General features: G+C 71.2%; 20 protein-coding genes. 11 read left to right on the forward strand and 9 right to left on the reverse strand.

Features of this window, described 5'->3' with window-relative positions:
• Window position 1: 1 nt before the first annotated feature.
• The 3 genes from xdhB to BLQ62_RS11330 form a co-directional block, all read right to left on the reverse strand.
• Window positions 2–2,422 carry a xanthine dehydrogenase molybdopterin binding subunit gene (gene xdhB, locus BLQ62_RS11320; protein WP_068565403.1) on the reverse strand — a complete coding sequence of 807 codons (2,421 nt, stop codon included), beginning with the start codon at window positions 2,420–2,422 and terminating at the stop codon, window positions 2–4.
• A complete protein-coding gene (locus BLQ62_RS11325; RefSeq protein WP_231857588.1) occupies window positions 2,419–3,906 on the reverse strand; it encodes a xanthine dehydrogenase small subunit in 1,488 nt (495 codons plus the stop codon). Before BLQ62_RS11325 ends, xdhB begins: the two co-directional genes overlap by 4 nt.
• A gap of 208 nt (window positions 3,907–4,114) precedes the next feature.
• Complete coding sequence (locus BLQ62_RS11330; protein ID WP_068565402.1) at window positions 4,115–5,599, reverse strand: NCS2 family permease; 1,485 nt, start codon at window positions 5,597–5,599, stop codon at window positions 4,115–4,117.
• A gap of 456 nt (window positions 5,600–6,055) precedes the next feature.
• Here BLQ62_RS11330 and BLQ62_RS11335 point away from each other — a divergent pair, with 456 nt between their 5' ends.
• Window positions 6,056–6,820, forward strand: coding sequence for an IclR family transcriptional regulator (locus BLQ62_RS11335; RefSeq protein WP_068535857.1), 765 nt, complete (start codon window positions 6,056–6,058; stop codon window positions 6,818–6,820).
• A 3-nt stretch (window positions 6,821–6,823) separates the two neighbouring features.
• Here the strand turns inward: BLQ62_RS11335 and BLQ62_RS11340 are convergent, their stop codons facing one another.
• Window positions 6,824–7,324, reverse strand: a complete 501-nt coding sequence (locus BLQ62_RS11340) for a DUF1877 family protein (RefSeq protein WP_068565401.1) — start codon at window positions 7,322–7,324, stop codon at window positions 6,824–6,826.
• Window positions 7,325–7,465: 141 nt separating this feature from the next.
• Between BLQ62_RS11340 and BLQ62_RS11345 the strand changes: the two genes are divergently transcribed.
• Complete coding sequence (locus BLQ62_RS11345) at window positions 7,466–8,407, forward strand: NADP-dependent oxidoreductase (RefSeq protein ID WP_068566208.1); 942 nt, start codon at window positions 7,466–7,468, stop codon at window positions 8,405–8,407.
• Here the strand turns inward: BLQ62_RS11345 and BLQ62_RS11350 are convergent.
• On the reverse strand, window positions 8,404–9,585 hold the full coding sequence (locus tag BLQ62_RS11350; protein ID WP_068565400.1) for an alpha/beta hydrolase-fold protein: 1,182 nt from the start codon (window positions 9,583–9,585) through the stop codon (window positions 8,404–8,406). The two genes, BLQ62_RS11345 and BLQ62_RS11350, sit on opposite strands and share 4 nt — an antisense overlap.
• Complete coding sequence (locus tag BLQ62_RS24350; RefSeq protein ID WP_269451313.1) at window positions 9,582–9,707, reverse strand: hypothetical protein; 126 nt, start codon at window positions 9,705–9,707, stop codon at window positions 9,582–9,584. The genes BLQ62_RS11350 and BLQ62_RS24350 overlap by 4 nt, the downstream gene beginning before the upstream one ends.
• Window positions 9,708–9,764: 57 nt before the next feature.
• Between BLQ62_RS24350 and hisH the strand changes: the two genes are divergently transcribed.
• The 6 genes from hisH to hisI are packed head-to-tail and all read left to right on the forward strand — an operon-like array spanning window position 9,765 to window position 13,397.
• Window positions 9,765–10,394, forward strand: coding sequence for an imidazole glycerol phosphate synthase subunit HisH (gene hisH / locus BLQ62_RS11355; RefSeq protein WP_068565398.1), 630 nt, complete (start codon window positions 9,765–9,767; stop codon window positions 10,392–10,394).
• On the forward strand, window positions 10,391–10,645 hold the full coding sequence (locus tag BLQ62_RS11360) for a hypothetical protein (RefSeq protein ID WP_068534740.1): 255 nt from the start codon (window positions 10,391–10,393) through the stop codon (window positions 10,643–10,645). Before hisH ends, BLQ62_RS11360 begins: the two co-directional genes overlap by 4 nt.
• Before the next feature lie 9 nt (window positions 10,646–10,654).
• Complete coding sequence (gene priA / locus BLQ62_RS11365) at window positions 10,655–11,389, forward strand: bifunctional 1-(5-phosphoribosyl)-5-((5-phosphoribosylamino)methylideneamino)imidazole-4-carboxamide isomerase/phosphoribosylanthranilate isomerase PriA (RefSeq protein WP_068534738.1); 735 nt, start codon at window positions 10,655–10,657, stop codon at window positions 11,387–11,389.
• The gene (locus BLQ62_RS11370; RefSeq protein WP_068565396.1) at window positions 11,389–12,252 is read left to right on the forward strand and encodes an inositol monophosphatase family protein; all 864 of its coding nucleotides are present in this window, start codon (window positions 11,389–11,391) and stop codon (window positions 12,250–12,252) included. The genes priA and BLQ62_RS11370 overlap by 1 nt, the downstream gene beginning before the upstream one ends.
• A gap of 24 nt (window positions 12,253–12,276) precedes the next feature.
• A complete protein-coding gene (hisF, locus tag BLQ62_RS11375) occupies window positions 12,277–13,053 on the forward strand; it encodes an imidazole glycerol phosphate synthase subunit HisF (RefSeq protein ID WP_068565395.1) in 777 nt (258 codons plus the stop codon).
• Window positions 13,050–13,397 carry a phosphoribosyl-AMP cyclohydrolase gene (gene hisI, locus BLQ62_RS11380; RefSeq protein WP_068534728.1) on the forward strand — a complete coding sequence of 116 codons (348 nt, stop codon included), beginning with the start codon at window positions 13,050–13,052 and terminating at the stop codon, window positions 13,395–13,397. Before hisF ends, hisI begins: the two co-directional genes overlap by 4 nt.
• A gap of 3 nt (window positions 13,398–13,400) precedes the next feature.
• Here hisI and BLQ62_RS11385 read toward each other — a convergent pair whose 3' ends face one another.
• Window positions 13,401–13,859, reverse strand: coding sequence for a peroxiredoxin (locus BLQ62_RS11385; RefSeq protein ID WP_068534726.1), 459 nt, complete (start codon window positions 13,857–13,859; stop codon window positions 13,401–13,403).
• A 37-nt stretch (window positions 13,860–13,896) separates the two neighbouring features.
• Between BLQ62_RS11385 and BLQ62_RS11390 the strand changes: the two genes are divergently transcribed.
• From BLQ62_RS11390 to trpC, 3 genes are read left to right on the forward strand one after another with little or no spacing between them, the layout of a single operon-like run.
• Window positions 13,897–15,453, forward strand: a complete 1,557-nt coding sequence (locus tag BLQ62_RS11390) for an anthranilate synthase component I (RefSeq protein ID WP_068535853.1) — start codon at window positions 13,897–13,899, stop codon at window positions 15,451–15,453.
• Window positions 15,450–16,151 (forward strand): TIGR02234 family membrane protein, encoded by a 702-nt coding sequence (locus BLQ62_RS11395; RefSeq protein ID WP_068565393.1) that lies wholly within the window; start codon window positions 15,450–15,452, stop codon window positions 16,149–16,151. Before BLQ62_RS11390 ends, BLQ62_RS11395 begins: the two co-directional genes overlap by 4 nt.
• 40 nt (window positions 16,152–16,191) lie before the next feature.
• Window positions 16,192–17,010 (forward strand): indole-3-glycerol phosphate synthase TrpC, encoded by an 819-nt coding sequence (gene trpC, locus BLQ62_RS11400; RefSeq protein ID WP_068534725.1) that lies wholly within the window; start codon window positions 16,192–16,194, stop codon window positions 17,008–17,010.
• Here trpC and BLQ62_RS11405 read toward each other — a convergent pair.
• Window positions 17,007–17,906 (reverse strand): N-acetylglucosamine kinase, encoded by a 900-nt coding sequence (locus BLQ62_RS11405; protein ID WP_068565391.1) that lies wholly within the window; start codon window positions 17,904–17,906, stop codon window positions 17,007–17,009. The two genes, trpC and BLQ62_RS11405, sit on opposite strands and share 4 nt — an antisense overlap.
• Window positions 17,903–19,330: a sugar porter family MFS transporter gene (locus BLQ62_RS11410; RefSeq protein WP_068534719.1), complete on the reverse strand. Its 1,428-nt coding sequence runs from the start codon at window positions 19,328–19,330 to the stop codon at window positions 17,903–17,905. The genes BLQ62_RS11405 and BLQ62_RS11410 overlap by 4 nt, the downstream gene beginning before the upstream one ends.
• Window positions 19,331–19,352: the final 22 nt, after the last annotated feature.

Genomic DNA, 19,352 nt, shown 5'->3' on the forward strand with positions numbered 1-19,352 from the left:
CTCAGCCGAGCGGCGCGGGGGCCGGTGCCGCCGGGGCGGCGGTTCCGGTCGCGGGGACGGATGTCCGACGGTGCCCGTTGCGCTCCGGGCCCGCCTCCCGGGCGGCCTCGATCGCCCAGTACACCGCTTCGGGGGTGGCGGGCGAGGCGAGCTCGAGGGCGGTGCCGGGCGGGCCGAACGCCGCCGCCGCTTGGCGCAGTGCCTCCCGGACCGAGAACGCGAGCATGAGCGGCGGTTCGCCGACGGCCTTGGAGCCGTAGACGGCACCGTCCTCGTGCGCCTTGTCGAGCAATGAGACCCGGAAGTCCGGCGGCATCTCCGAGAAGCTGGGGAGCTTGTAGGTGCTGGCGGATTGCGTGAGCAGCCGGCCGCGGGTGGGGCGGTCGCTCTCGTCCCAGCGCAGGTCCTCGAGGGTGAGCCAGCCGGCGCCCTGCACGAAGCCGCCCTCGATCTGCCCGATGTCGATCATGGGGGAGAGGGAGTCGCCGACGTCGTGCACGATGTCCACGCGCCGCAGGTGATACGCCCCGGTGAAGCCGTCGACCTCTACCTCGCTGGCGGCGACGCCGTAGGCGAAGTACTTGAACGGTTCGCCCTGCATCGCCTTCGCGTCCCAGTGCAGCCCCTCGGTCCGGTAGTACCCGGAGGCGGAGAGCTGCACCCGCTGGAAGTACGCGGCGTGCACGACCTCCTCCCAGGTGAGCTTCTGCGCCGACGCACCCAGGCCGCTGACCGTGCCGTCGCCGAACCGCACGTCGGCGGGATTGGTCCCGATGAGCGACGCGGCGACCGCAGCGAGTCGATCACGGATCTGCTCGCAGGCGTTCTTCACCGCGCCGCCGTTGAGGTCCGCACCGGAGCTCGCCGCGGTGGCGGAGGTGTTGGGCACCTTGTCGGTCCGGGTCGGGGCGAGCCGTACGCGCGAGAGCGGTACGCCGAGGGTGGTGGCCGCGACCTGGAGCATCTTGGTGTGCAGGCCCTGGCCCATCTCGGTGCCGCCGTGGTTGATGAGGACCGAGCCGTCCTTGTAGACCAGCACGAGGGCGCCGGCCTGATTGAACGCGGTGAGGTTGAACGAGATGCCGAACTTCACCGGGGTCAGCGCGAGCCCCCGCTTCACGGACGGGTGCGCGGCGTTGAACGCGGCGATCTCCGCCTCGCGGGATTCGATCTCGCCCGTGGCGACGACCTGTTCCCACGCCGTGCGCACGCGGTCGGCGTGCCGTACGGGCTGGCCGTACGGGGTGCTCTGCCCGTCGCCGTAGAAGTTGCGGCGCCGCAACTCGCGTGCCGACAGGCCGAGCCGGGGCGCGCACCGGCCGAGGATGTCCTCGATGACCAGCATGCCCTGCGGGCCTCCGAACCCGCGGAAAGCGGTCTGCGAGGTCTTGTGGCACTTCGCGATCCGGCCGTGTACGGCGATGTTCGGTACCCAGTAGGCGTTGTCGATGTGGCACAGTGCCCGGGCGAGGACCGGTTCGGAGAGGTCGAGGCTCCAGCCGCCGTCGGCCGTGAGCGTGGACTCGAGGGCGGTGATGAGCCCGTCCTCGTCGAAGCCGACGCGCCAGGTGGCGTGGAAGCCGTGCCGCTTGCCGGACATCGTCATGTCCTGGGTGCGGTCCAGTCGTAGGCGCACGGGGCGCCCGGTCAGCGTCGCGCCCAGGGCGGCGATGGCGGCGAAGCCGTGCGGCTGCATCTCCTTGCCGCCGAATGCGCCGCCCATGCGCAGGCACTGCACGGTGACGGCGTTGCTCGGCAGGCCCAGCACGTGCGCCACGATGTCCTGCGTCTCCGACGGATGCTGCGTGCTCGACTGGACGAAGACCTGGCCGCTCTCGTCGATCTGCGCGAGCGAGGCGTGCGTCTCCAGGTAGAAGTGCTCCTGGCCCGCGAACTCGAATTCGCCGCTGTAGACGTGCGCCGCCTCGGCGAAGCCGGACTCCAGATCGCCGCGGCGCACGGTAGGGCGGGCGCCGTGGAAGCTGTCCGCCGCGATCGCGTCGCGCAGGGACACGAGGGAGGGAAGCGGCTCCAGGTCCAAACGCACCGCGGCGGCACCGAGCCTGGCGGCTTCGAGCGTCTCACCGAGCACCCAGCACACCGCGTGCCCGTAGAACATGACCTCGTCCTCGGGGAACAGCGGCTCGTCGTGCTTGACCCCGGCGTCGTTGACACCGGGCACGTCGGCCGCCGTCAATACCCGGACCACCCCCGGAACGCGCAGCGCGGCCGCGGTGTCGATCGCGAGGATCCGGGCGTGGGCGCAGTCGGACTGCACGGGGTGTGCGTGCAGGATTCCGGGCGTGCGGCCGACGAGGTCGTCGGTGTAGAGGGCCGTGCCGGTCACGTGCAGCGTCGCGCTCTCGTGCGGTACCTCCTGCCCGACGATCGCGCTCGCGGGGCGTTCGGACAAGTGGCTCATGACAGCTCCTCTCGGGCCGTGGACTCGGCGAAGACCTTCTCGAGTGAGCGCCCCAACATCGCCGAGCGGTAGCGACCGGACGCGCGGTGGTCGTCCATCGGGGTTCCCTCGGCGCGCAGTACCGCCGCGGCGTCGCGCACGGTCTCCTCGGTCCACGGGCGCCCGATGAGGGCCCGCTCCGTGGCCGTGGCGCGCAGCGGGGTGGCGGCGACACCGCCGAGCCCGATGGCGGCCCGGGTGACGGTGCCCGCTTCCACGGTGAGTGCGAAGGCGACCGCGACGCTCGAGATGTCGTCGAAGTGGCGTTTGGCGATCTTGTGGAACGCCGTCAGCGGGCTCTGGGGCAGCGGGATGCGGATCGCCTTGATGAGCTCGTCGGGCCGGCGCACCGTCGCGCGATAGCCCGTGAAGTACTCGGCGAGGGGGACAGTGCGCTCACCCTCCCGGGAGGCGAGGACGAGGCGGGCGTCGAGCGCGAGCAGAGCGGGCGGGGTGTCGCCGATCGGTGACCCGGTACCGAGATTGCCGCCCAGCGTGGCGGCGTTGCGGATGAGGCGGGAGGCGAACTGGGGGAAGACCTGGGCGAGCAGCGGAACACGCCCGCCCAGGCGGCGCTCGATCTCCGAGAGCGTCAGTGCCGCACCGATCTCGAGCTCGTCTTGTTCCCAGCGCAACCCGCGCAGCTCGGGCAACCGGTCGATCGCGACCACGAGCGGCTCGCGCCGCCCCTTGAGATTGACGTCGACGCCGAAGTCGGTGGAACCCGCGACCAGGACCGGGGACTCGCCGCCGGCCAGCAGATCGAGCACGTCGTCGAGAGCGGCCGGGCGGACGAAGCGGCCCTGCGGGCCCACGACCTCGGTCGACGTGGGTTCGGGTGCGGGCTCGGTGCGGCGCGCGGCGAGCGGGTCGTCGGGCGCCGGCTCGGCGGGCAAGCCGTACGCGGCGTCGCGGATCGGCCGGTACCCGGTGCAGCGGCAGAGGTTTCCGGACAGTGCGTGCAGGTCGAAGCCGTTGGCGCCGTGCTCGTCGTGCGCCGTGCAGCGCTCGTCCTCCGACGCCTGCTCCTCGCCCCCCGCGCGGTCGGGCCGATAGAACTCTGCAGCCATGCTGCAGATGAATCCCGGTGTGCAGTAGCCGCATTGGGAGCCGCCGCGCAGCGCCATCGCGGTCTGCACGGGGTGCAGCGCGTCCGGCTCGCCGAGCCCCTCGGACGTGATGACCTCCTGGTCGGCGAGGGCCGCGGCGGGCGTGAGGCAGGCGTTGATCGCGGTCCAGCGCGTGCGATCCTGCGGCGTATCGCCATCGCCGGGGCGGGCGACGAGGATCGAGCAGGCGCCGCACTCGCCTTCGGCGCAGCCCTCCTTGGCTCCGGTGAGGCCCTGCTCACGCAGCCAATCGAGGGCGCTGGTGTGGGCCGGGCCGGTGAAGGGTCGGGAACGGCCGTTCACGGTCACGTGGCATCCGGTCAGCGTTTCGGTCACCGCTGCATCCCTACTGAACCGCGGCACGCGGTTCCGACAGGCATGGTTTGCGAGGCTGAGCTGGACCGCTGGTTTTCCATGCGAACACGATCCAGTGCTTGTCATTCTAGGTGACGGAGGTCACATCGGGAAGAGGTTTCGGAATCTTCTTTCCGCATCACGGAGTGTGGGTGCGGGGCCGTCCGGCTCGGACCTGCGCCGTTGCAGGTCAGCCGCTGATGAACGCGGTGATCGGTCCTCGGACGAAGTACAGGATGAACCCGACCGAGACCGCCCACAGTAGCCAGTGCGCCTTCTGTCCGCGACCGCTGAGGACGCTGAGCAGCGCCCAGGTGATGAAGCCCACGCCGATGCCGTTGGCGATCGAGTAGGTCAGGGGCATGGTGACGATCGTGAGGAAGGCGGGCAGTGCGACCGAGAAGTGCGTGAAGTCGATCTCCCGGATCTGCGCCACCATCATCGAGCCGACCACGACCAGCGCCGCGGCGCCGACCTCCATCGGGATGACCCCGATGACCGGGGCGAAGAACATCGAACCGAGAAAGAGGACGCCGGTCACGCAGGCGGCGAGGCCGGTGCGCGCACCCTCCGCGATGCCGGAGGCGGAGTCGACGAAGACGGTGTTCGACGAGCCCGAGGTGGCGCCGCCGGCGACCGCGCCCATGCCCTCGATCACGAACGCGGAACGGATGCGCGGGAACGTCCCGTCGGGCTGGCCGACGCCCGCCTGACGGGCCAGGCCGGTCATGGATCCCATCGCGTCGAAGAAGTTGGTGAACACCAGCGTGAACACGAGCATCGTGGCCGCGAGTGCGCCGACGCGCTCGAAGGCTCCGAAGAGGTCGAACTGGCCGATCAGGCTGAAGTCGGGCAGCGCGACGATCTGACTGGGCAGCTCGGGGGCGCTGAGGTTCCATCCCTTGGGGTCGGGATGGTTCGGATCGCCGACGGTGCCGAGCTTGGCGAAGTGCTGGATGACGATCGCCGCGATCGTCGCGACGATCATGCCGATGAGGATCGCGCCCGGCACGCGGCGCGAGACCAAGACGGCGATGAGCAGCAGCGCGAAGATGAACACGGCGGTGGGGAGCGCGTCGATCGACCCGTCGTGGCCGAGCTGGACCGGCGGTCCGGCGGGTGTCCGCGTGACGAAGCCCGAGTTCACGAATCCGATGAAGGCGATGAACAGGCCGATGCCGACGGTGATCGCGGTCTTGAGCTCGGCCGGCACCGCGCGGAAGATCGCGGTGCGGATGCCCGTGGCGCCGAGGACCACGATGATCACGCCGTTGATGATCACGAGGCCCATCGCCTCGGGCCACGTGACGTCCTTGACCACCGCGACAGCGAGGAAGGAGTTCATGCCCAGGCCCGCGGCCAGAGCGAAGGGCAGCCGGGCGACGAGGCCGAACAGGATCGTGATGACGCCCGCGGTCAGTCCCGTCACCGCCGTGACCTGCACGAAGCCCAGCGTGCCTTCGGCCGCGTCCGCCGAACTGCTCAGGATCAGCGGATTGAGCACGACGATGTAGGCCATCGCGACGAAGGTGACGAGGCCGCCCCGGATCTCGCGGGGGATCGTGGAACCGCGCCGGGTGATCTCGAAGAAGCGGTCGAGGAACGCGGAGGTGTTCGGAGGGGATGGGGCGTCGTCGCGCTCGTCCGTCCCGCTCTGCTCTTGCTGGCTGGTCATGGTGGTCCTCTCGGTCCGAACGCCGGGCGGGCCCGGCGCGGTCCAGGTGCTCCGGGGAGCGGTGGGGGATGGGGCTGATCGATGACGATGCGTGGTGGCGATCGTAAGGGGCTTCGCAGATTGCGTTCCGCCCTCCGGAAATGTGATTCCGGTCACGTCGAGTGAAACATGCACTCCGGGGGCTGTCAAGCAGATCTTCTTCGCGATTCTCCGCGACTTCCGCCGTGCGACAACGCTTGCCGTGGAACGGTCCCCGCCGGCGGTGCGCGGTGCTCGCGAGTGCGAACCTCGGTGCCGTTCCGCATCGTGGTGCAGAAGGTGCGTACTGCGGTCGCGATTCTGGTGTCGGGACGTCCGTGGATGCTGATCAATACCGCAATACGGAACGCAAGATGGAACTGTGCGCGTACCGTCACGATGGAACAGCGGAACGATCCGATCTCTGGGGAGGCGATCATGGCGGGGAAATCCACCTCGGGCGTGCAGTCGGTGGAGCGGGCCTTCGAACTGCTCGAGCTCATGGGGCGCGCGGGCGGCGAGTGCTCGCTCAGCGAACTGTCGGCGGGGACTCCGCTCCCGCCGCCCACGATCCATCGGCTGCTGCGCACCCTCGTCGGCATCGGCTACGTCCGGCAGTTGCCCAACCGCAGGTACGCGCTCGGCCCGCGGCTGATCCGGCTCGGCGAGGTCGCGAACCGTCAGCTCGGTGCTGTCGCCGTGCCCGTGCTGCAGTCGCTCGTCGACGAGCTCGAGGAGACGGCGAGCCTCGCCGTCCTCGACGGCGACATGGTCATCTACACCGGCCAGGTGCCCTCGCAGCACAGCATGCGCACCAACAACGAGGCCGGCCGCCGGGTGAACCTGCACAACAGCGGGGTCGGCAAGGCGGTGCTGGCGGAGCTCGACGACGCCCGCATCGTCAAGCTGGTGGGCCAGGCGGGGATCCCGGCGCCCACCGCGAACAGCGTGAGCACGCTGTCCGGAGTGTTCGCCGAGGTGGAGAAGGTCCGCGCGCGCGGCTACTCGATCGACGACGAGGAGCAGGAGGTGGGCGTGCGCTGCTACGCCATGGCCGTGCCCGGCGCGCCGACCCCCATGGCCGTCGGCATCTCCGGCCCCGTCTCCCGCCTCGGCGACGACTTCGTCGACCGCGCGATCCCCGCTCTCGAGCGGGCTACCGGCATCATCTCCGACGCCCTCATCGGCGCCCGCGAGATCTGACGATCAGTCCAGCCATTCGATGACGGCGAGACGCCGGGCCGCCGCCGCGATGTAGAAGTCGCGAAGCGTGACGAGGTGTCCGGCGAGAAATCCGCGTGGGTCTAGTGGAGCCTCGGCGTCGAAGAACGTTGTGGCTTCCGTCTGCTCCGGCGGGATCGCGAGCGCGAACTTCTCGACGTCTATCGAGGACAGGGCGTGGGCGATGTCGGATACGTCAGCGGGACAGATCGCCATCGGCGCTTGGTCGACGGGAAGGTGCGGCTCCCGGTACGACGGATTGACTTCAACGGTGCCCGTCCAGGCGTGTTCGACCAATGCCACATCCGCGGGTGACGTACCCAGGCTGGTGAGCACCCGGGCGATGTATGGACCCGACCAGTTCAGATCGAGGTAGTCGTCCTCGCTCACGATGAACGAGCACAGGCGGTCGAGCTCATCGACCGACTGTCCGCACGCGTCGAGGTACTGGGGTGCGATGCGGGCCAGCAACTGGGTGACGGCCATCGTGCGTGCCACTCCTTGTCAGTCCGGTGAGTTGTCCGGTGCTGGCCGACGGTACTCAGAGCCGCCGCCCGGCGGCAACGGATATTCGGTCCCGGTGAGTCGAATTGGAATGGAGTGCGGACGCGCGGAGTTGTGCAGGTGATGGCGAAAACAGTAGTGGCACAGGCGTTCGGAGGGCCCGAGGTCCTCGAGGTCATCGAGCGGGAGCTGCCCGCTCCGGGGCCGGGCGAAGTGATCGTCGAATTCCGGGCGATCGGCGTGAACCCCATCGACTACAAGCTCTACAGCGGAGCGTACGGCGACGACCCGTCGACGCTGCCGCAACCGGTCGGGAGCGAGGGGGCCGGCGTGGTGACCGCGGTCGGTACGGATGCCGTCGGGCCGCGGGGTCCGATCTCCGTCGGCGACGAGGTCGTCGTCTACCGGGGCGACGGCGTCTACGCCTCGGCCGCGATCCAACCGGCGCAGGCGGTGCTGCCGAAGCCGGCGGGGGTGAGCTGGGAGGACGCGGCGGGACTCCTGCTCACGGGCGCCACCGCGTGGGATGCGGTCGAGCGCATCGGAGTCGCCGCCGGCGACACCGTGCTGATCCACGGGGCAGCCGGCGGGGTGGGACTGCTGGCGGTGCAGCTCGCGCGGCTGCGCGGAGCCACGGTGATCGGCACCGCGCGCGCGGCGAACCACGACTACCTGCGCGGCCTCGGCGCGATCCCGGTCGAGTACGGCGACGGACTGGCGGAGCGTGTGCGCGCGGTGGCGTCGGAGGGCGTGACTGCGGCCATCGACACGGTGGGTACCGACGAGGCGGCGGACGTATCCCTCGCACTCGTCGCCGACCGGAAGCGGATCGTGACGATCGCGGGGTTCGGCCGCGCCGCGCAGGACGGCTTCCTCGCGATCGGTGGGCCCGACCCGGACAGTGCCCGCATCCGGGACGAGGCCCGTGGACCGCTTCTGGACCTCGCAGGCGAGGGGAAGCTGGTGAACGCGGTCGCGAAGACCTTCCCGCTCGTCGACGCCGCGCGGGCCCACACCGACTTGCAAGCGGCGCATCCGATCGGGAAGTTCATCCTGATCCCCTAGTGCTGGGGCGCGGCCGCCAGATGCGCGAGAAGGTGAGCGGCCCACTGGACTTCGTCGTGTCCACCGGTGTAGACGGTGTGCTCGACGAGGTGGCCCGCGGCCTCGGCCGTCGCGGCCAGATCGCGCACGCCCGGCGTGAGTTCCTCCTCGAAGGCCCCGGACGCCAGACGGATCGAGAACGCGCCGGGCGGGCACCGGCGGACCAGATCGTGGACCCAGGCCTGCCGCGCAGTGACGTCCGCCGGGCGGCCGATGATGCCGGGGCGCCACCACACCGAGGGTGAGTAGGCGAGGACCTCGTCGACGAGATCGGGGTTCCGCGCTGCGAACGCGAGTGCTGCGAGGCCGCCCAGGCTTTGACCGGCGACCACCACCCGGCCCGAGCCGATCCGACAACGCGCGTCGGGGACCGCCTGCGCCTCCATCGCTTCGAACAGGCCGTCGTGGGCGCTGAGAAACCGGAGGCGCGCAGCGGGATCGGCGGGGGAGTCGATCCCGAGGACGGCGCACCGTCGGCCCGCGGCGGCGAGGACGTCCGGCAGGCGGAACCGGTCGAACCAGGAGTCCGCGTCGAAGACGACGAGCAGATCCGCTGGTGCCGGCCCGCGTGGCACGGCGAGCCGGTGCCGCACCGAAACCGGGCCCACATCGACGGTGCGGTCGACCACGGTCGACGTGACGGCCGCCGGCGACGTCCAGGCTTCGATTCCGGGCGCAGCAGGGCCTGCAAGGACCGATCCGAAAGGCGACCCCGCGGCGGCGGTCGCGTTCTCCGGATCGACCTCCGCGAAGCGCAGCAACTCGCGCGGTGGGGGCACCTGCTGTTGCCCTCGTTGACCCGCTGAGAGCGGCAGGAACCGATACGTCGCGAGAACGTCGCGGGGAACGGTGAGCTCGACGAACCACAGTCCGCCGCCGCGCGGCCGCATCATGCCGCGATCGATATGCCCCTTGTCGGTCAGCCGGTTCACCCAGAGGTACACCGCACCGGGCGGATCACCGGATACTCCGTGCCACACGAACAGCGCCCGCACGAGCTGCGGATCGTCCGGGGCATCGGTGATGAGTGGGCTGCCGAGTGCGAGCAGCGCCGCCGGCTCCTCCCCGGGGATCGGATCGACTCCGTCGGTGATGCTGCGACGCACCGTTTCCGCGGTGCGCGGCGGGTACTCGGTCATGCGGGACGGGCTGCCTGTGCGGAGTCGTCGCGCGCCGCCAGGCGGTTGTTCTCCGCCGCGAGCTCAGCGCGATAGGCCTCCGCCTCGTCGCTGCCCTCGTCCGCCCTGTCGAACACCCCCATGTCGCCAGCGTAATACTGCGATGCACCGCATCATCGGGGCCGATTAGGCTGGCGAGCATGAAGAAGGTGGCGATCCTCGACTACGGCTCCGGCAACATCCGTTCCGCGCATCGTGCGATGGAGCGGGCCGGCGCGGAGGTCACGGTGACCGCGGACCCGAAGATCGCCCTCGCCGCCGACGGCCTGCTCGTTCCCGGCGTCGGCGCCTACGAGGCGTGCATGGCGGGCCTCAAGGCCGTGCAGGGCGACCGGATCATCGGCGAGCGCCTCGCGGGCGGGCGTCCCGTGATGGGGATCTGCGTGGGCATGCAGATCCTGTTCGAGAAGGGCATCGAGTTCGGCGTCGAGACCGACGGCTGCGGGGAGTGGCCCGGCACCGTCGAACGACTGCAGGCCGAGGTCGTCCCGCACATGGGGTGGAACACCGTCGAGGTCGCCGAGGATTCGACCCTGTTCGCCGGCACGGACGCCGACACCCGCTACTACTTCGTGCACTCGTACGCGGTGCAGAAGTGGGAGCTCGACATCGCCGATCACATCCGCGCCCCGAAGGTCACCTGGGCCGATCACGGGGGTCGGTTCGTCGCCGCCGTCGAGAACGGCCCGCTGTGGGCCACGCAGTTCCATCCCGAGAAGAGCGGCGACGCCGGCGCGGTGCTGCTGAGGAACTGGGTGGACACGCTGTGAGCGGCAGGCAGGGGCTCTCGCTCGGGCGGCTCGCCCTCTTCTCGGTGGGCGCGGCGGTCGCGGTCCTCGGGCTCTGCGTCCTGCTGCTCAACGTGCTGCGCCCGAGCCCGGCTGTGGGGCTGCTCATCGTGGCGGTCGGCCTGATCGGCGCGGTCGCGGCCATGGGGGCGGTCTCCAAGACGATGGTCAGACGGGCCGTCGACGGCGCCGAGGACCGGGAGCCCGGAAACCCGGATGACTCGACGCACTAGGCTGGTCGCGTGAGTCTGGTACTTCTTCCCGCAGTCGACGTCGCCGAGGGCCGGGCCGTGCGCCTGGTGCAGGGGGAGGCCGGCAGCGAGACGGCCTACGGTTCGCCGCGCGACGCCGCCCTCGCCTGGCAGAACGACGGTGCGGAGTGGGTCCACCTCGTGGACCTCGACGCCGCTTTCGGTAAGGGCAGCAACCGCGAGCTCCTGGCCGGCGTCATCGGCGAGCTCGACGTCAAGGTGGAGCTGTCCGGCGGCATCCGCGACGACGACTCCCTCGCGGCGGCGCTCGCCACCGGCTGTGCCCGCGTGAACCTGGGCACCGCGGCGATCGAGAACCCGCAGTGGTGCGCGAGCGCCATCGCCCGCTACGGCGACAAGATCGCCGTCGGCCTCGACGTCAAGCAGATCGACGGGCAGTGGCGGCTGCGCGGCCGCGGCTGGGTCACCGACGGCGGCGACCTCTGGGAGGTCCTCGAGCGGCTGAACAACGACGGCTGCAGCCGCTACGTGGTCACCGACGTCTCCAAGGACGGCACCCTGACCGGCCCCAACCTCGACCTGCTGTCGGCCGTGGCGGCAGCCACCGATTCGCCCGTCGTGGCCTCCGGCGGCATCTCCGCGCTGGAGGACCTCACCGCGATCGCCACCCTCGTCGATCAGGGCGTGGACTCCGCGATCATCGGCAAGGCGCTCTACGCCGGGCGGTTCACCCTCCCCGAGGCCCTCGACGCGGTGTCGCGCTAGTGGCCGCCCTGCCCGACGGCTTCACCGCCGACCCCGACCGGCTCCTCGCCCTCGCAGGCGAGGCGCTGGACGCCGCTGCGCCCCGCTTCATCGAGGGCGTCGGCGCGCCGGCGTCCGTCGCGAAGGGCCCGGCCGACTTCGCCACCGATCTCGACCTCGAGCTGGAGCGGCGGATCACCGCGGCCGTCGCCGAGGCCACGGGTGTTCCGGTGCACGGCGAGGAGTACGGCGGAGCCCCGGTCGACGAGGGCACCGTGTGGGTCCTCGATCCCATCGACGGCACCTTCAACTACTCCGCCGGATACCCCGCCACGGGAACGCTGCTCGGCCTCCTGCACGACGGCAAACCGGTTGCGGGCCTGGCCTGGTTCCCCCTCGTGGGCGACGCCTTCGCCGGCCACGTCGCGGGCCCCGTCCGCAACCGCGGCGAGGCACTGCCGCCACTGAGCGACGGCGGGCTGGACGACGCGATGATCGCCGTCGGCAGCTTCAGCCGCGGCAGCAACGGGCACTTCCCCGGCGACTACCGCTACGCCATCCTCGGCGAGGTCTCGCGCCGCGTGGCGCGCGTGCGCCAGTTCGGGTCGACGGGCGTCGACCTCGCCTACACCGCCGCCGGCGCGCTCGGCGGTGCCGTGGTCTTCGGCCACCATCCGTGGGACAACGCCGCGGGTGCCGCGCTCGTGCTCGCCGCCGGCGGCCGCGTCACCGACCTCGCGGGCGAGGAATGGCACGTCGGCTCCGACTCCGTCCTCGCGGGCGCCCCCGGCGTCTACGACGAGCTCGCGGCGATCGTCCGGTCGGTCGGCGCACCGTCGGACTTCCGCGGCGATCCGGGGCACCCCGGAACCCTGGGCTACTAGAGACATTCGAAGGAGGCGGAACCGATGACGGTGGCCGTGCGCGTGATCCCGTGCCTGGACGTCGACGACGGGCGCGTCGTCAAGGGCGTCAATTTCCAGAACCTGCGTGACGCGGGCGATCCCGTCGAGCTGGCCGCCGCGTACGACGCGCAGGGCGCCGACGAACTGACCTTCCTCGACGTCACCGCATCGAGCTCGGGCCGCGGCACCATGCTCGAAGTGGTACGCCGCACCGCCGAACAGGTCTTCATCCCGCTCACCGTCGGCGGCGGCGTCCGCTCGGTCGAGGACGTCGACACCCTGCTGCGCGCGGGCGCCGACAAGGTCTCCGTGAACACCGCCGCGATCGTCCGCCCGGAACTGCTGCGCGAGCTGTCCAACCGGTTCGGCAGCCAGTGCATCGTGCTCTCCGTCGACGCCCGCACCGTCCCCGACGGCGAGGAGCCGACACCGTCGGGCTGGGAGGTCACCACGCACGGCGGCCGCAAGGGCACCGGCATCGACGCCATCGAATGGGCCCGCCGCGGTGAGGAACTCGGCGTGGGCGAGATCCTGCTGAATTCGATGGACGCCGACGGCACCAAGGCCGGCTTCGACCTGCGGATGATCACCGCCGCCCGCGCGGCCGTGCACATCCCCGTCATCGCCTCCGGCGGCGCGGGTGCGGTCGAGCACTTCGCGCCCGCCGTCGAGGCGGGTGCCGACGCGGTGCTCGCCGCCAGTGTCTTCCACTTCGGGGACATGACGATCGGTGAGGTCAAGGACGAGATGGCCGAGCACGCCCTGGTGGTGCGGCGATGACGGAGCTCGACAGCGCGATCGCCGGCCGGCTCAAGCGCAACGCCGACGGACTCGTCGCCGCCATCGCGCAGGAGGAGGGCACCGGCGACGTCCTCATGATGGCCTGGATGAACGACGAGGCCCTCGCGATGACCCTCGCGACCCGCAAGGGCACGTACTACTCGCGCTCGCGGCAGCAGCTGTGGGTCAAGGGGGAGACCTCGGGCCACGTGCAGGAGGTGCGCGGCGTGCGGCTCGACTGCGACGGCGACACGGTTCTGCTCACGGTCCGCCAGACCGGGCCCGCGTGCCACACGGGCACGCACACCTGCTTCGACGGTGACCTGCTCCTCGGGGCGGAGTGATCGTCAGCCGCTGAGCGTGCGCAGGAAGGCCAGCGTCTCCTCGACGTGCGCCACCGCCCGCAGCTCGCCCACGACGATGTGCAGCACCGTCCCGTCGGTGTCGATGAGGAAGGTCTGCCGCCGCACCGGCGCCACCGCGAACTTCCCGCGTTTGACGTCGTACTCCGCGGCGACGGCACCGTCGGCGTCGGTGAGCAGGGGGAACCCGGGCTCCATGACGTCCGCGAACGCTTGCGTCCGCACGAGCGGGTCCATACTGATCCCGATCCGGGCCGTGCCGCGGCGGTCGAACTCCTCACCCGCGTCGCGGAACCGGCCGACCTCGGCCACGCACACCGGGAGCCCGGCGGTGAGGTAGAAGAAGACCGCCGCCCGGCCGTCGCCGCGGAGCTCGGAGAGCGTGCGAACGGTGCCGGTGCGGTCGGGGAGTGCGAAGTCCGGGGCCTGCTGGCCTATGCGCATGGCCACGAACCTACCGGCGCTGGGATACTGGCAGGCGATGAGTACCGCACAGCAGCCGAACCTGCAGCCCGACGGCGCGACCACCAGCCGAGACGAGTTCCTCGCGCTCGCGGACCGGCATCGCGTGGTGCCCGTGATCCGCACGGTGCTCGCCGACGCCGAGACGCCGCTCTCGGCGTACCGCAAGCTCGCCGGGGGCCGACCCGGCACCTTCCTGCTCGAATCCGCCGCGGCCGGGCAGTCCTGGAGTCGATGGTCGTTCGTCGGGGCCCCCGCGCCCGCTGCGCTGACCGTCGTCGACGGTGCCGCCACCTGGATCGGGAAGGCGCCCGCGGGCGCACCGTCGGGCGGGGATCCGATCGAGGCCCTCGGCGAGGTGCTGCGGCTGCTCAGTTCGGAGCGGATCGAGGGGCTGCCGCCGCTCAACGGCGGCATGGTCGGCTACCTCGCCTACGACGCGGTGCGGCGCCTGGAGCGCCTGCCCGACACCACCGTCGACGACCTGCACCTGCCCGAGATGGTGTGGCTGCTCGCGACGGACCTCGCGGCGATCGACCACCACGAGGGCACCATCACCCTCATCGCCAACGCGGTGAACTGGGACGGCTCGGCCGATCGGGTGGACGAGGCGTACGCCGACGCCGTCGCGCGGCTCGACGCCATGGAGGCCGCGCTGGCCGCGCCGCTCGCGTCGTCGGTGGCGTCCTTCACCCGCCCCGAGCCCGAGTACACGGCGCAGCGGACCGTCGAGGAGTACAGCGCGATCGTCGAGAAACTGGTCGGCGACATCGAGGCCGGCGAGGCCTTCCAGGTGGTTCCCTCACAGCGCTTCTCGGTCCCCAGCGACGCCGACCCGATCGACGTCTACCGGGTGCTGCGGGCGTCGAACCCCAGTCCGTACATGTACCTCGTCCAGGTCCCCGCGCCCGACGGCTCCGTCGCCTTCTCCATCGTCGGCTCCAGCCCCGAGGCGCTCGTCACCGTCTCCGACGGCACCGCCACCACGCACCCGATCGCGGGCACCCGATGGCGCGGGGCCTCCGCCGAGGAGGACCTGCTGCTGGAGAAGGACCTGCAGGCCGACGAGAAGGAGAACAGCGAGCACTTGATGCTCGTCGACCTCGGCCGCAACGATCTCGGCCGCGTGTGCACGCCCGGCACCGTCCGCGTCACCGATTACCGCCGCATCGAGCGCTACAGCCACGTCATGCACCTGGTCTCGACGGTCTCGGGCGACCTCGCGCCGGGGAGGCAGGCGCTCGACGCCGTTGCGGCCTGCTTCCCCGCGGGCACTCTCACGGGCGCGCCGAAGGTGCGCGCGATGGAGCTCATCGACGAAGCGGAGATCACCCGGCGCGGCCTCTACGGCGGCATCGTCGGCTATCTCGACTTCGCCGGCGACGCCGACACCGCGATCGCCATCCGCACCGCGGTGCTCAAAGACGGCACCGCGTACGTGCAGGCCGGCGGCGGCGTCGTGGCCGACTCCGTCGGCGAGTACGAGTACAACGAGTCGCGCAACAAGGCGCTCGCGGCGCTCAAGGCCGTCGCCGCGGCCAACACGCTGCGCGGCGTGACGGGGGAGGCCCGATGAACGCCAAGCGGAACCTCGCGATCGCTTCGCTGCTGCTGGCCGGGGCGGCGGGCGCCGTCTGGGGATCCAGCCGGATGTCGTGGATGGGCGTGACGATCGCGGACGGGCTGACCGTCGAGCGATCCGTGGACGTCGCCGGGCACACCTGGGCGCCCGCACTGGCGGCACTGTGGCTGGTCTTCCTCGCAGCGATCGCCGCGGGCCTGGCGCTGAAGAACTGGGCCCGGGGCGTGGTGGCCGTGATCGTCGCGGTGGCCGCGATCGGCACCGCCTACCCGGCCGTCACGGTGCTCACGCAGGAGCCGGACATCGGCTACCTGGAGAAGATCCTGCGCGATGCGCCGGCCGACGGTGATGCGGGCGGCGTGATCATGGGCAACAAGGACTACATCTCCCAGGTGGACCCGGCCCTGGCCGGCCCGTGGGTCGCGATCCTGGGAGCCGTGCTGGCGGTGCTCGCCGCGACGCTGCTCATGCGCAGCCTCCGGCGCGGCGGCATGGGCTCGCAGTACGTCTCGCCCGCCGCGCGACGGGCCGAGCTCGAGCAGCGCGTCTTCGACGGCGCCGCCGCGGAACCGTCCTCCGAGCGCGACCTGTGGGACGCGCTCGACGGCGGCGACGACCCCACGGAGACCGAGGGCACGCGCCCGGAGACGGAGCGGGGGGCCGGACCGGAGCGCCCCCGGGCCGAGGGCTAATGTTGGAGCACGCTCCACGATTCAGGAAGGGCCCGCAGCCGTGACTTCACCCACTGCTCTCGACTCGATCATCGAGGGTGTGCGCGCGGACCTGGCGGCCCGTGAGGCCCTCGTCGACCTCGCCGCGATCAAGGCGGCCGCCAAGGCCGCGCCGCCCGCGATCGACGCCACCGCGGCCCTGCGTGAGCCCGGTATCGCCGTCATCGCCGAGGTCAAGCGCGCCAGCCCGTCGAAGGGCGATCTGGCCGGGATCGCCGATCCCGCGATGCTCGCCTGCGAGTACGAGGCCGGGGGCGCACGCGCGATCAGCGTGCTCACCGAGGAGCGCCGTTTCAAGGGCTCGCTGGCCGATCTCGACGCGGTCCGCGAGCGGGTGCGGATCCCCGTGCTGCGCAAGGACTTCATCGTCACGCCGTATCAGATCCACGAGGCCCGCGCGCACGGCGCCGACATCGTGCTGCTCATCGTCGCGGCGCTCGAACAGCCGGTCCTGGTCTCGCTGCTGGACCGGATCGAATCGCTGGGCATGACCGCGCTCGTCGAGGTGCACACCGAGGACGAGGCCGATCGCGCCATGGAGGCCGGGGCCACCGTGATCGGCGTGAACGCCCGCAACCTCAAGACCCTCGAGGTCGATCGCGACTCCTTCGCGCGGATCGCGCCGGGCCTGCCCTCGTCGGTGATCAAGATCGCCGAGTCGGGCGTGCGCGACAGCCGCGACCTGCTCACCTACGCCGGCCAGGGTGCCGACGGGGTGCTCGTGGGCGAGGGCCTGGTCACCGCCGGCGACCCCCGCACCGCCGTCGCCGACCTGGTGACCGCCGGCTCGCACCCGAGCTGCCCGCGCCCCGCGCGCTAGCGCTGCGAGCCCCGTCGTCCCAGTTCGCGCAACGCGATCTGGACGGCGCCCCGCACCGGGTCGACGGTGAGCACGCGCAGATCGGAGATCCCGCGCATGCCCAAGTGGTGCCGGACGCGGCGCTGCAGGGCGGGCTGGTGCACCGCCAGCCCCCCGGCGAGGACCACCGGCCCCGTCGAGCCGATCCGCTCGGCCACCGACACCGCGATGTCCGTCAGTGCGCGCGCCGCCTCCTCGACGATCTCGATGCTCGCCGCATCGCCGGACTGCGCCAGCTCGAAGACGACGCGCGCGCGACCGGCCCAGTACCGCCGTTCCTGCTGCGCGTAGAAGTGATCGAGCAGCTCCTCCGTCCCCTGCAGGCCGCAGTCCGCGGCGAGCTGCTGGCCCAGGTGATCGGCGGACTCGTCGCGGTCGAGTCGGATCAGGGTGCGGCGGACCGCCTCCTTGGCGACCCAGTAACCGCTGCCCTCGTCCCCGAGGAGGTAGCCCCAGCCGCCCGCGCGGGCGCGCCGCTCGTCCTTCCGTCCCCAGGCGACGGCGCCGGTGCCGGAGATGACGGCGATGCCGTCGCGGACGCCGGCCGCGGCGAGGATGAGCTGGCTGTCGTGCACCACCCGGATGCGGGCCCCCGGGACGCGTTCGGCGAGCAGCGCGGTCAGGGTGGCCGCGCCCGCCGGGGTCTCCACCCCGGCCGCGCCGGCGCACACCGCCCCCACCCCGTCGACGCCGAGGCGGGCGAGGGCGATGTCGAGCTGGCGCCCGGCCTCGTCGCGGCCCACCGAGGAGATGTTCGCGCTGCCGGACAGGGCCTCGGTGACCACCACACCGTTCTCGGCGCGGACCGCCTGCGTCTTGGAGCCCCCGATGTCGAGGCCGATCACAGCGGTGTTCATCGGGCCGGCGCCCCGGCCTTGTCGTCGTCGGCGGGCCAGGTGGCGTTGTTCTGCCAGTAGTACTGGATGTCCTCGAGCTTGCGGCCCTTGGTCTCCGGGGCGAACTTGAGAACGAACAGGAAGGCGACCACGGACAGCGCGCCGAAGACCGCGAAAGTCCCGGTGCCGCCGAGCAGGCGGCTGTTGAGCATCGTCAGCGTGACCTGCGCGACGATGGCGTTCGCCACCAGATCGGAGGTGAGCATCGCCGACGAGCCGTAAGCGCGCAGCCGGGCGGGGAAGGCCTCGCCGGCGTAGACCCAGACCAGCGAGCCGAAGCCGAACGAGAAGCCGATCACCACGAGAACCAGGCCGGCGAAACCGACGACGCCCGCGGTCTGGTGGTTCGTGAAGTCGCCGTCGGCCATGCGGTAGGCCAGGATCATCACGGCGAAGGCGAGGATCATGGTGCCGATTCCACCGAGCAGGATCGGGCGGCGGCCGAACTTGTCCACGGTGAAGATCGAGATCACCACGGCCAGGAGGCCGAAGAGCTGCACGAACGCGGGCAGCATGTACTTGCCGAAGTTCCCGTCGTAGCCCATCGAGGCGAAGATGTCCGGGCTGTAGTAGATGATCGCGTTGATACCGGTGATCTGGATGAAGAAGCCGAGGACGACCACGAAGAAGGTGGCGCGCAGGTAGGGCTTGTGGAAGAGCTGGCTCAGCTTGCCACCGGACTCGTCGGAGAGCTGGGCGCGCATCTCGTCGAGCTCGGCCTCGATGTCCGCCGCGGTCGAATCGGGCTCGATCGAGATCAGGGCGGCGCGGGCCTCGTGCTCGCGGCCGCGGGTCATGTACCAGCGGGCGGTGTCGGGCAGGCGGACGAGCAGCAGGGTGACGATGATCGCCGGGACCGCGGCGAGGCCGAGCATCCACTTCCACGACGTGGTGCCCAGGCCGGCGAGCAGGTACCCCAGGATGTAGCCCAGGATGATGCCGACGATCGTGGCGAACTGGTACGCCACCAGCATCGCGCCGCGTCGCTTGGCGGGGGCGGATTCCGCGACGAAGACCGGGACGACCACGACCGAGACGCCGACGGTCAGGCCGAGCAGGAACCGCGCGATCAGCAGCAGCGGCACCGTGGGGGCCAGCGCGCCGAACAGGGCGAAGACGCTGTAGCCCGCGGCGACGGCGATCATCGCCTTGCGGCGGCCGACTTTGTTGGCGAACCAGCCGCCGGCGATGGCGCCGAGGATCTCGCCCACCACGACGACGGTGGCGAGTGCCTGCGTCATGCCGTCACCGAGGCCGAAGTCGGCGCGGATGAAGTCCTTCGCCGCAGCGATGTTCGACGTGTCGTACCCGTAGATCACACCGAGGCTCGCCGCCGCGATGCCGACGAGGACCGCGCTGGATTTCGCAGCCTGCGTACCGCTCATGTCTTCTCCTTGAGGTCTGCTT

Origin of the sequence: Tsukamurella pulmonis (assembly GCF_900103175.1) — a bacterium.
Taxonomy (GTDB): domain Bacteria; phylum Actinomycetota; class Actinomycetes; order Mycobacteriales; family Mycobacteriaceae; genus Tsukamurella; species Tsukamurella pulmonis.

Bases quoted from the DNA above. Each gene is read 5' to 3' on its own strand.
- hisH (WP_068565398.1), top strand. From the start codon at position 9,765: ATGAAGAAGGTGGCGATCCTCGACTACGGCTCCGGCAACATCCGTTCC.
- BLQ62_RS11385 (WP_068534726.1), bottom strand. From the start codon at position 13,859: ATGCGCATAGGCCAGCAGGCCCCGGACTTCGCACTCCCCGACCGCACC.
- BLQ62_RS11330 (WP_068565402.1), bottom strand. From the start codon at position 5,599: ATGACCAGCCAGCAAGAGCAGAGCGGGACGGACGAGCGCGACGACGCC.
- xdhB (WP_068565403.1), bottom strand. From the start codon at position 2,422: ATGAGCCACTTGTCCGAACGCCCCGCGAGCGCGATCGTCGGGCAGGAG.
- BLQ62_RS11340 (WP_068565401.1), bottom strand. From the start codon at position 7,324: ATGGCCGTCACCCAGTTGCTGGCCCGCATCGCACCCCAGTACCTCGAC.
- BLQ62_RS24350 (WP_269451313.1), bottom strand. From the start codon at position 9,707: ATGGGGGTGTTCGACAGGGCGGACGAGGGCAGCGACGAGGCGGAGGCC.
- BLQ62_RS11405 (WP_068565391.1), bottom strand. From the start codon at position 17,906: ATGAACACCGCTGTGATCGGCCTCGACATCGGGGGCTCCAAGACGCAG.
- BLQ62_RS11345 (WP_068566208.1), top strand. From the start codon at position 7,466: ATGGCGAAAACAGTAGTGGCACAGGCGTTCGGAGGGCCCGAGGTCCTC.
- BLQ62_RS11350 (WP_068565400.1), bottom strand. From the start codon at position 9,585: ATGACCGAGTACCCGCCGCGCACCGCGGAAACGGTGCGTCGCAGCATC.
- BLQ62_RS11390 (WP_068535853.1), top strand. From the start codon at position 13,897: ATGAGTACCGCACAGCAGCCGAACCTGCAGCCCGACGGCGCGACCACC.
- BLQ62_RS11395 (WP_068565393.1), top strand. From the start codon at position 15,450: ATGAACGCCAAGCGGAACCTCGCGATCGCTTCGCTGCTGCTGGCCGGG.
- hisI (WP_068534728.1), top strand. From the start codon at position 13,050: ATGACGGAGCTCGACAGCGCGATCGCCGGCCGGCTCAAGCGCAACGCC.
- BLQ62_RS11410 (WP_068534719.1), bottom strand. From the start codon at position 19,330: ATGAGCGGTACGCAGGCTGCGAAATCCAGCGCGGTCCTCGTCGGCATC.
- hisF (WP_068565395.1), top strand. From the start codon at position 12,277: ATGACGGTGGCCGTGCGCGTGATCCCGTGCCTGGACGTCGACGACGGG.
- BLQ62_RS11335 (WP_068535857.1), top strand. From the start codon at position 6,056: ATGGCGGGGAAATCCACCTCGGGCGTGCAGTCGGTGGAGCGGGCCTTC.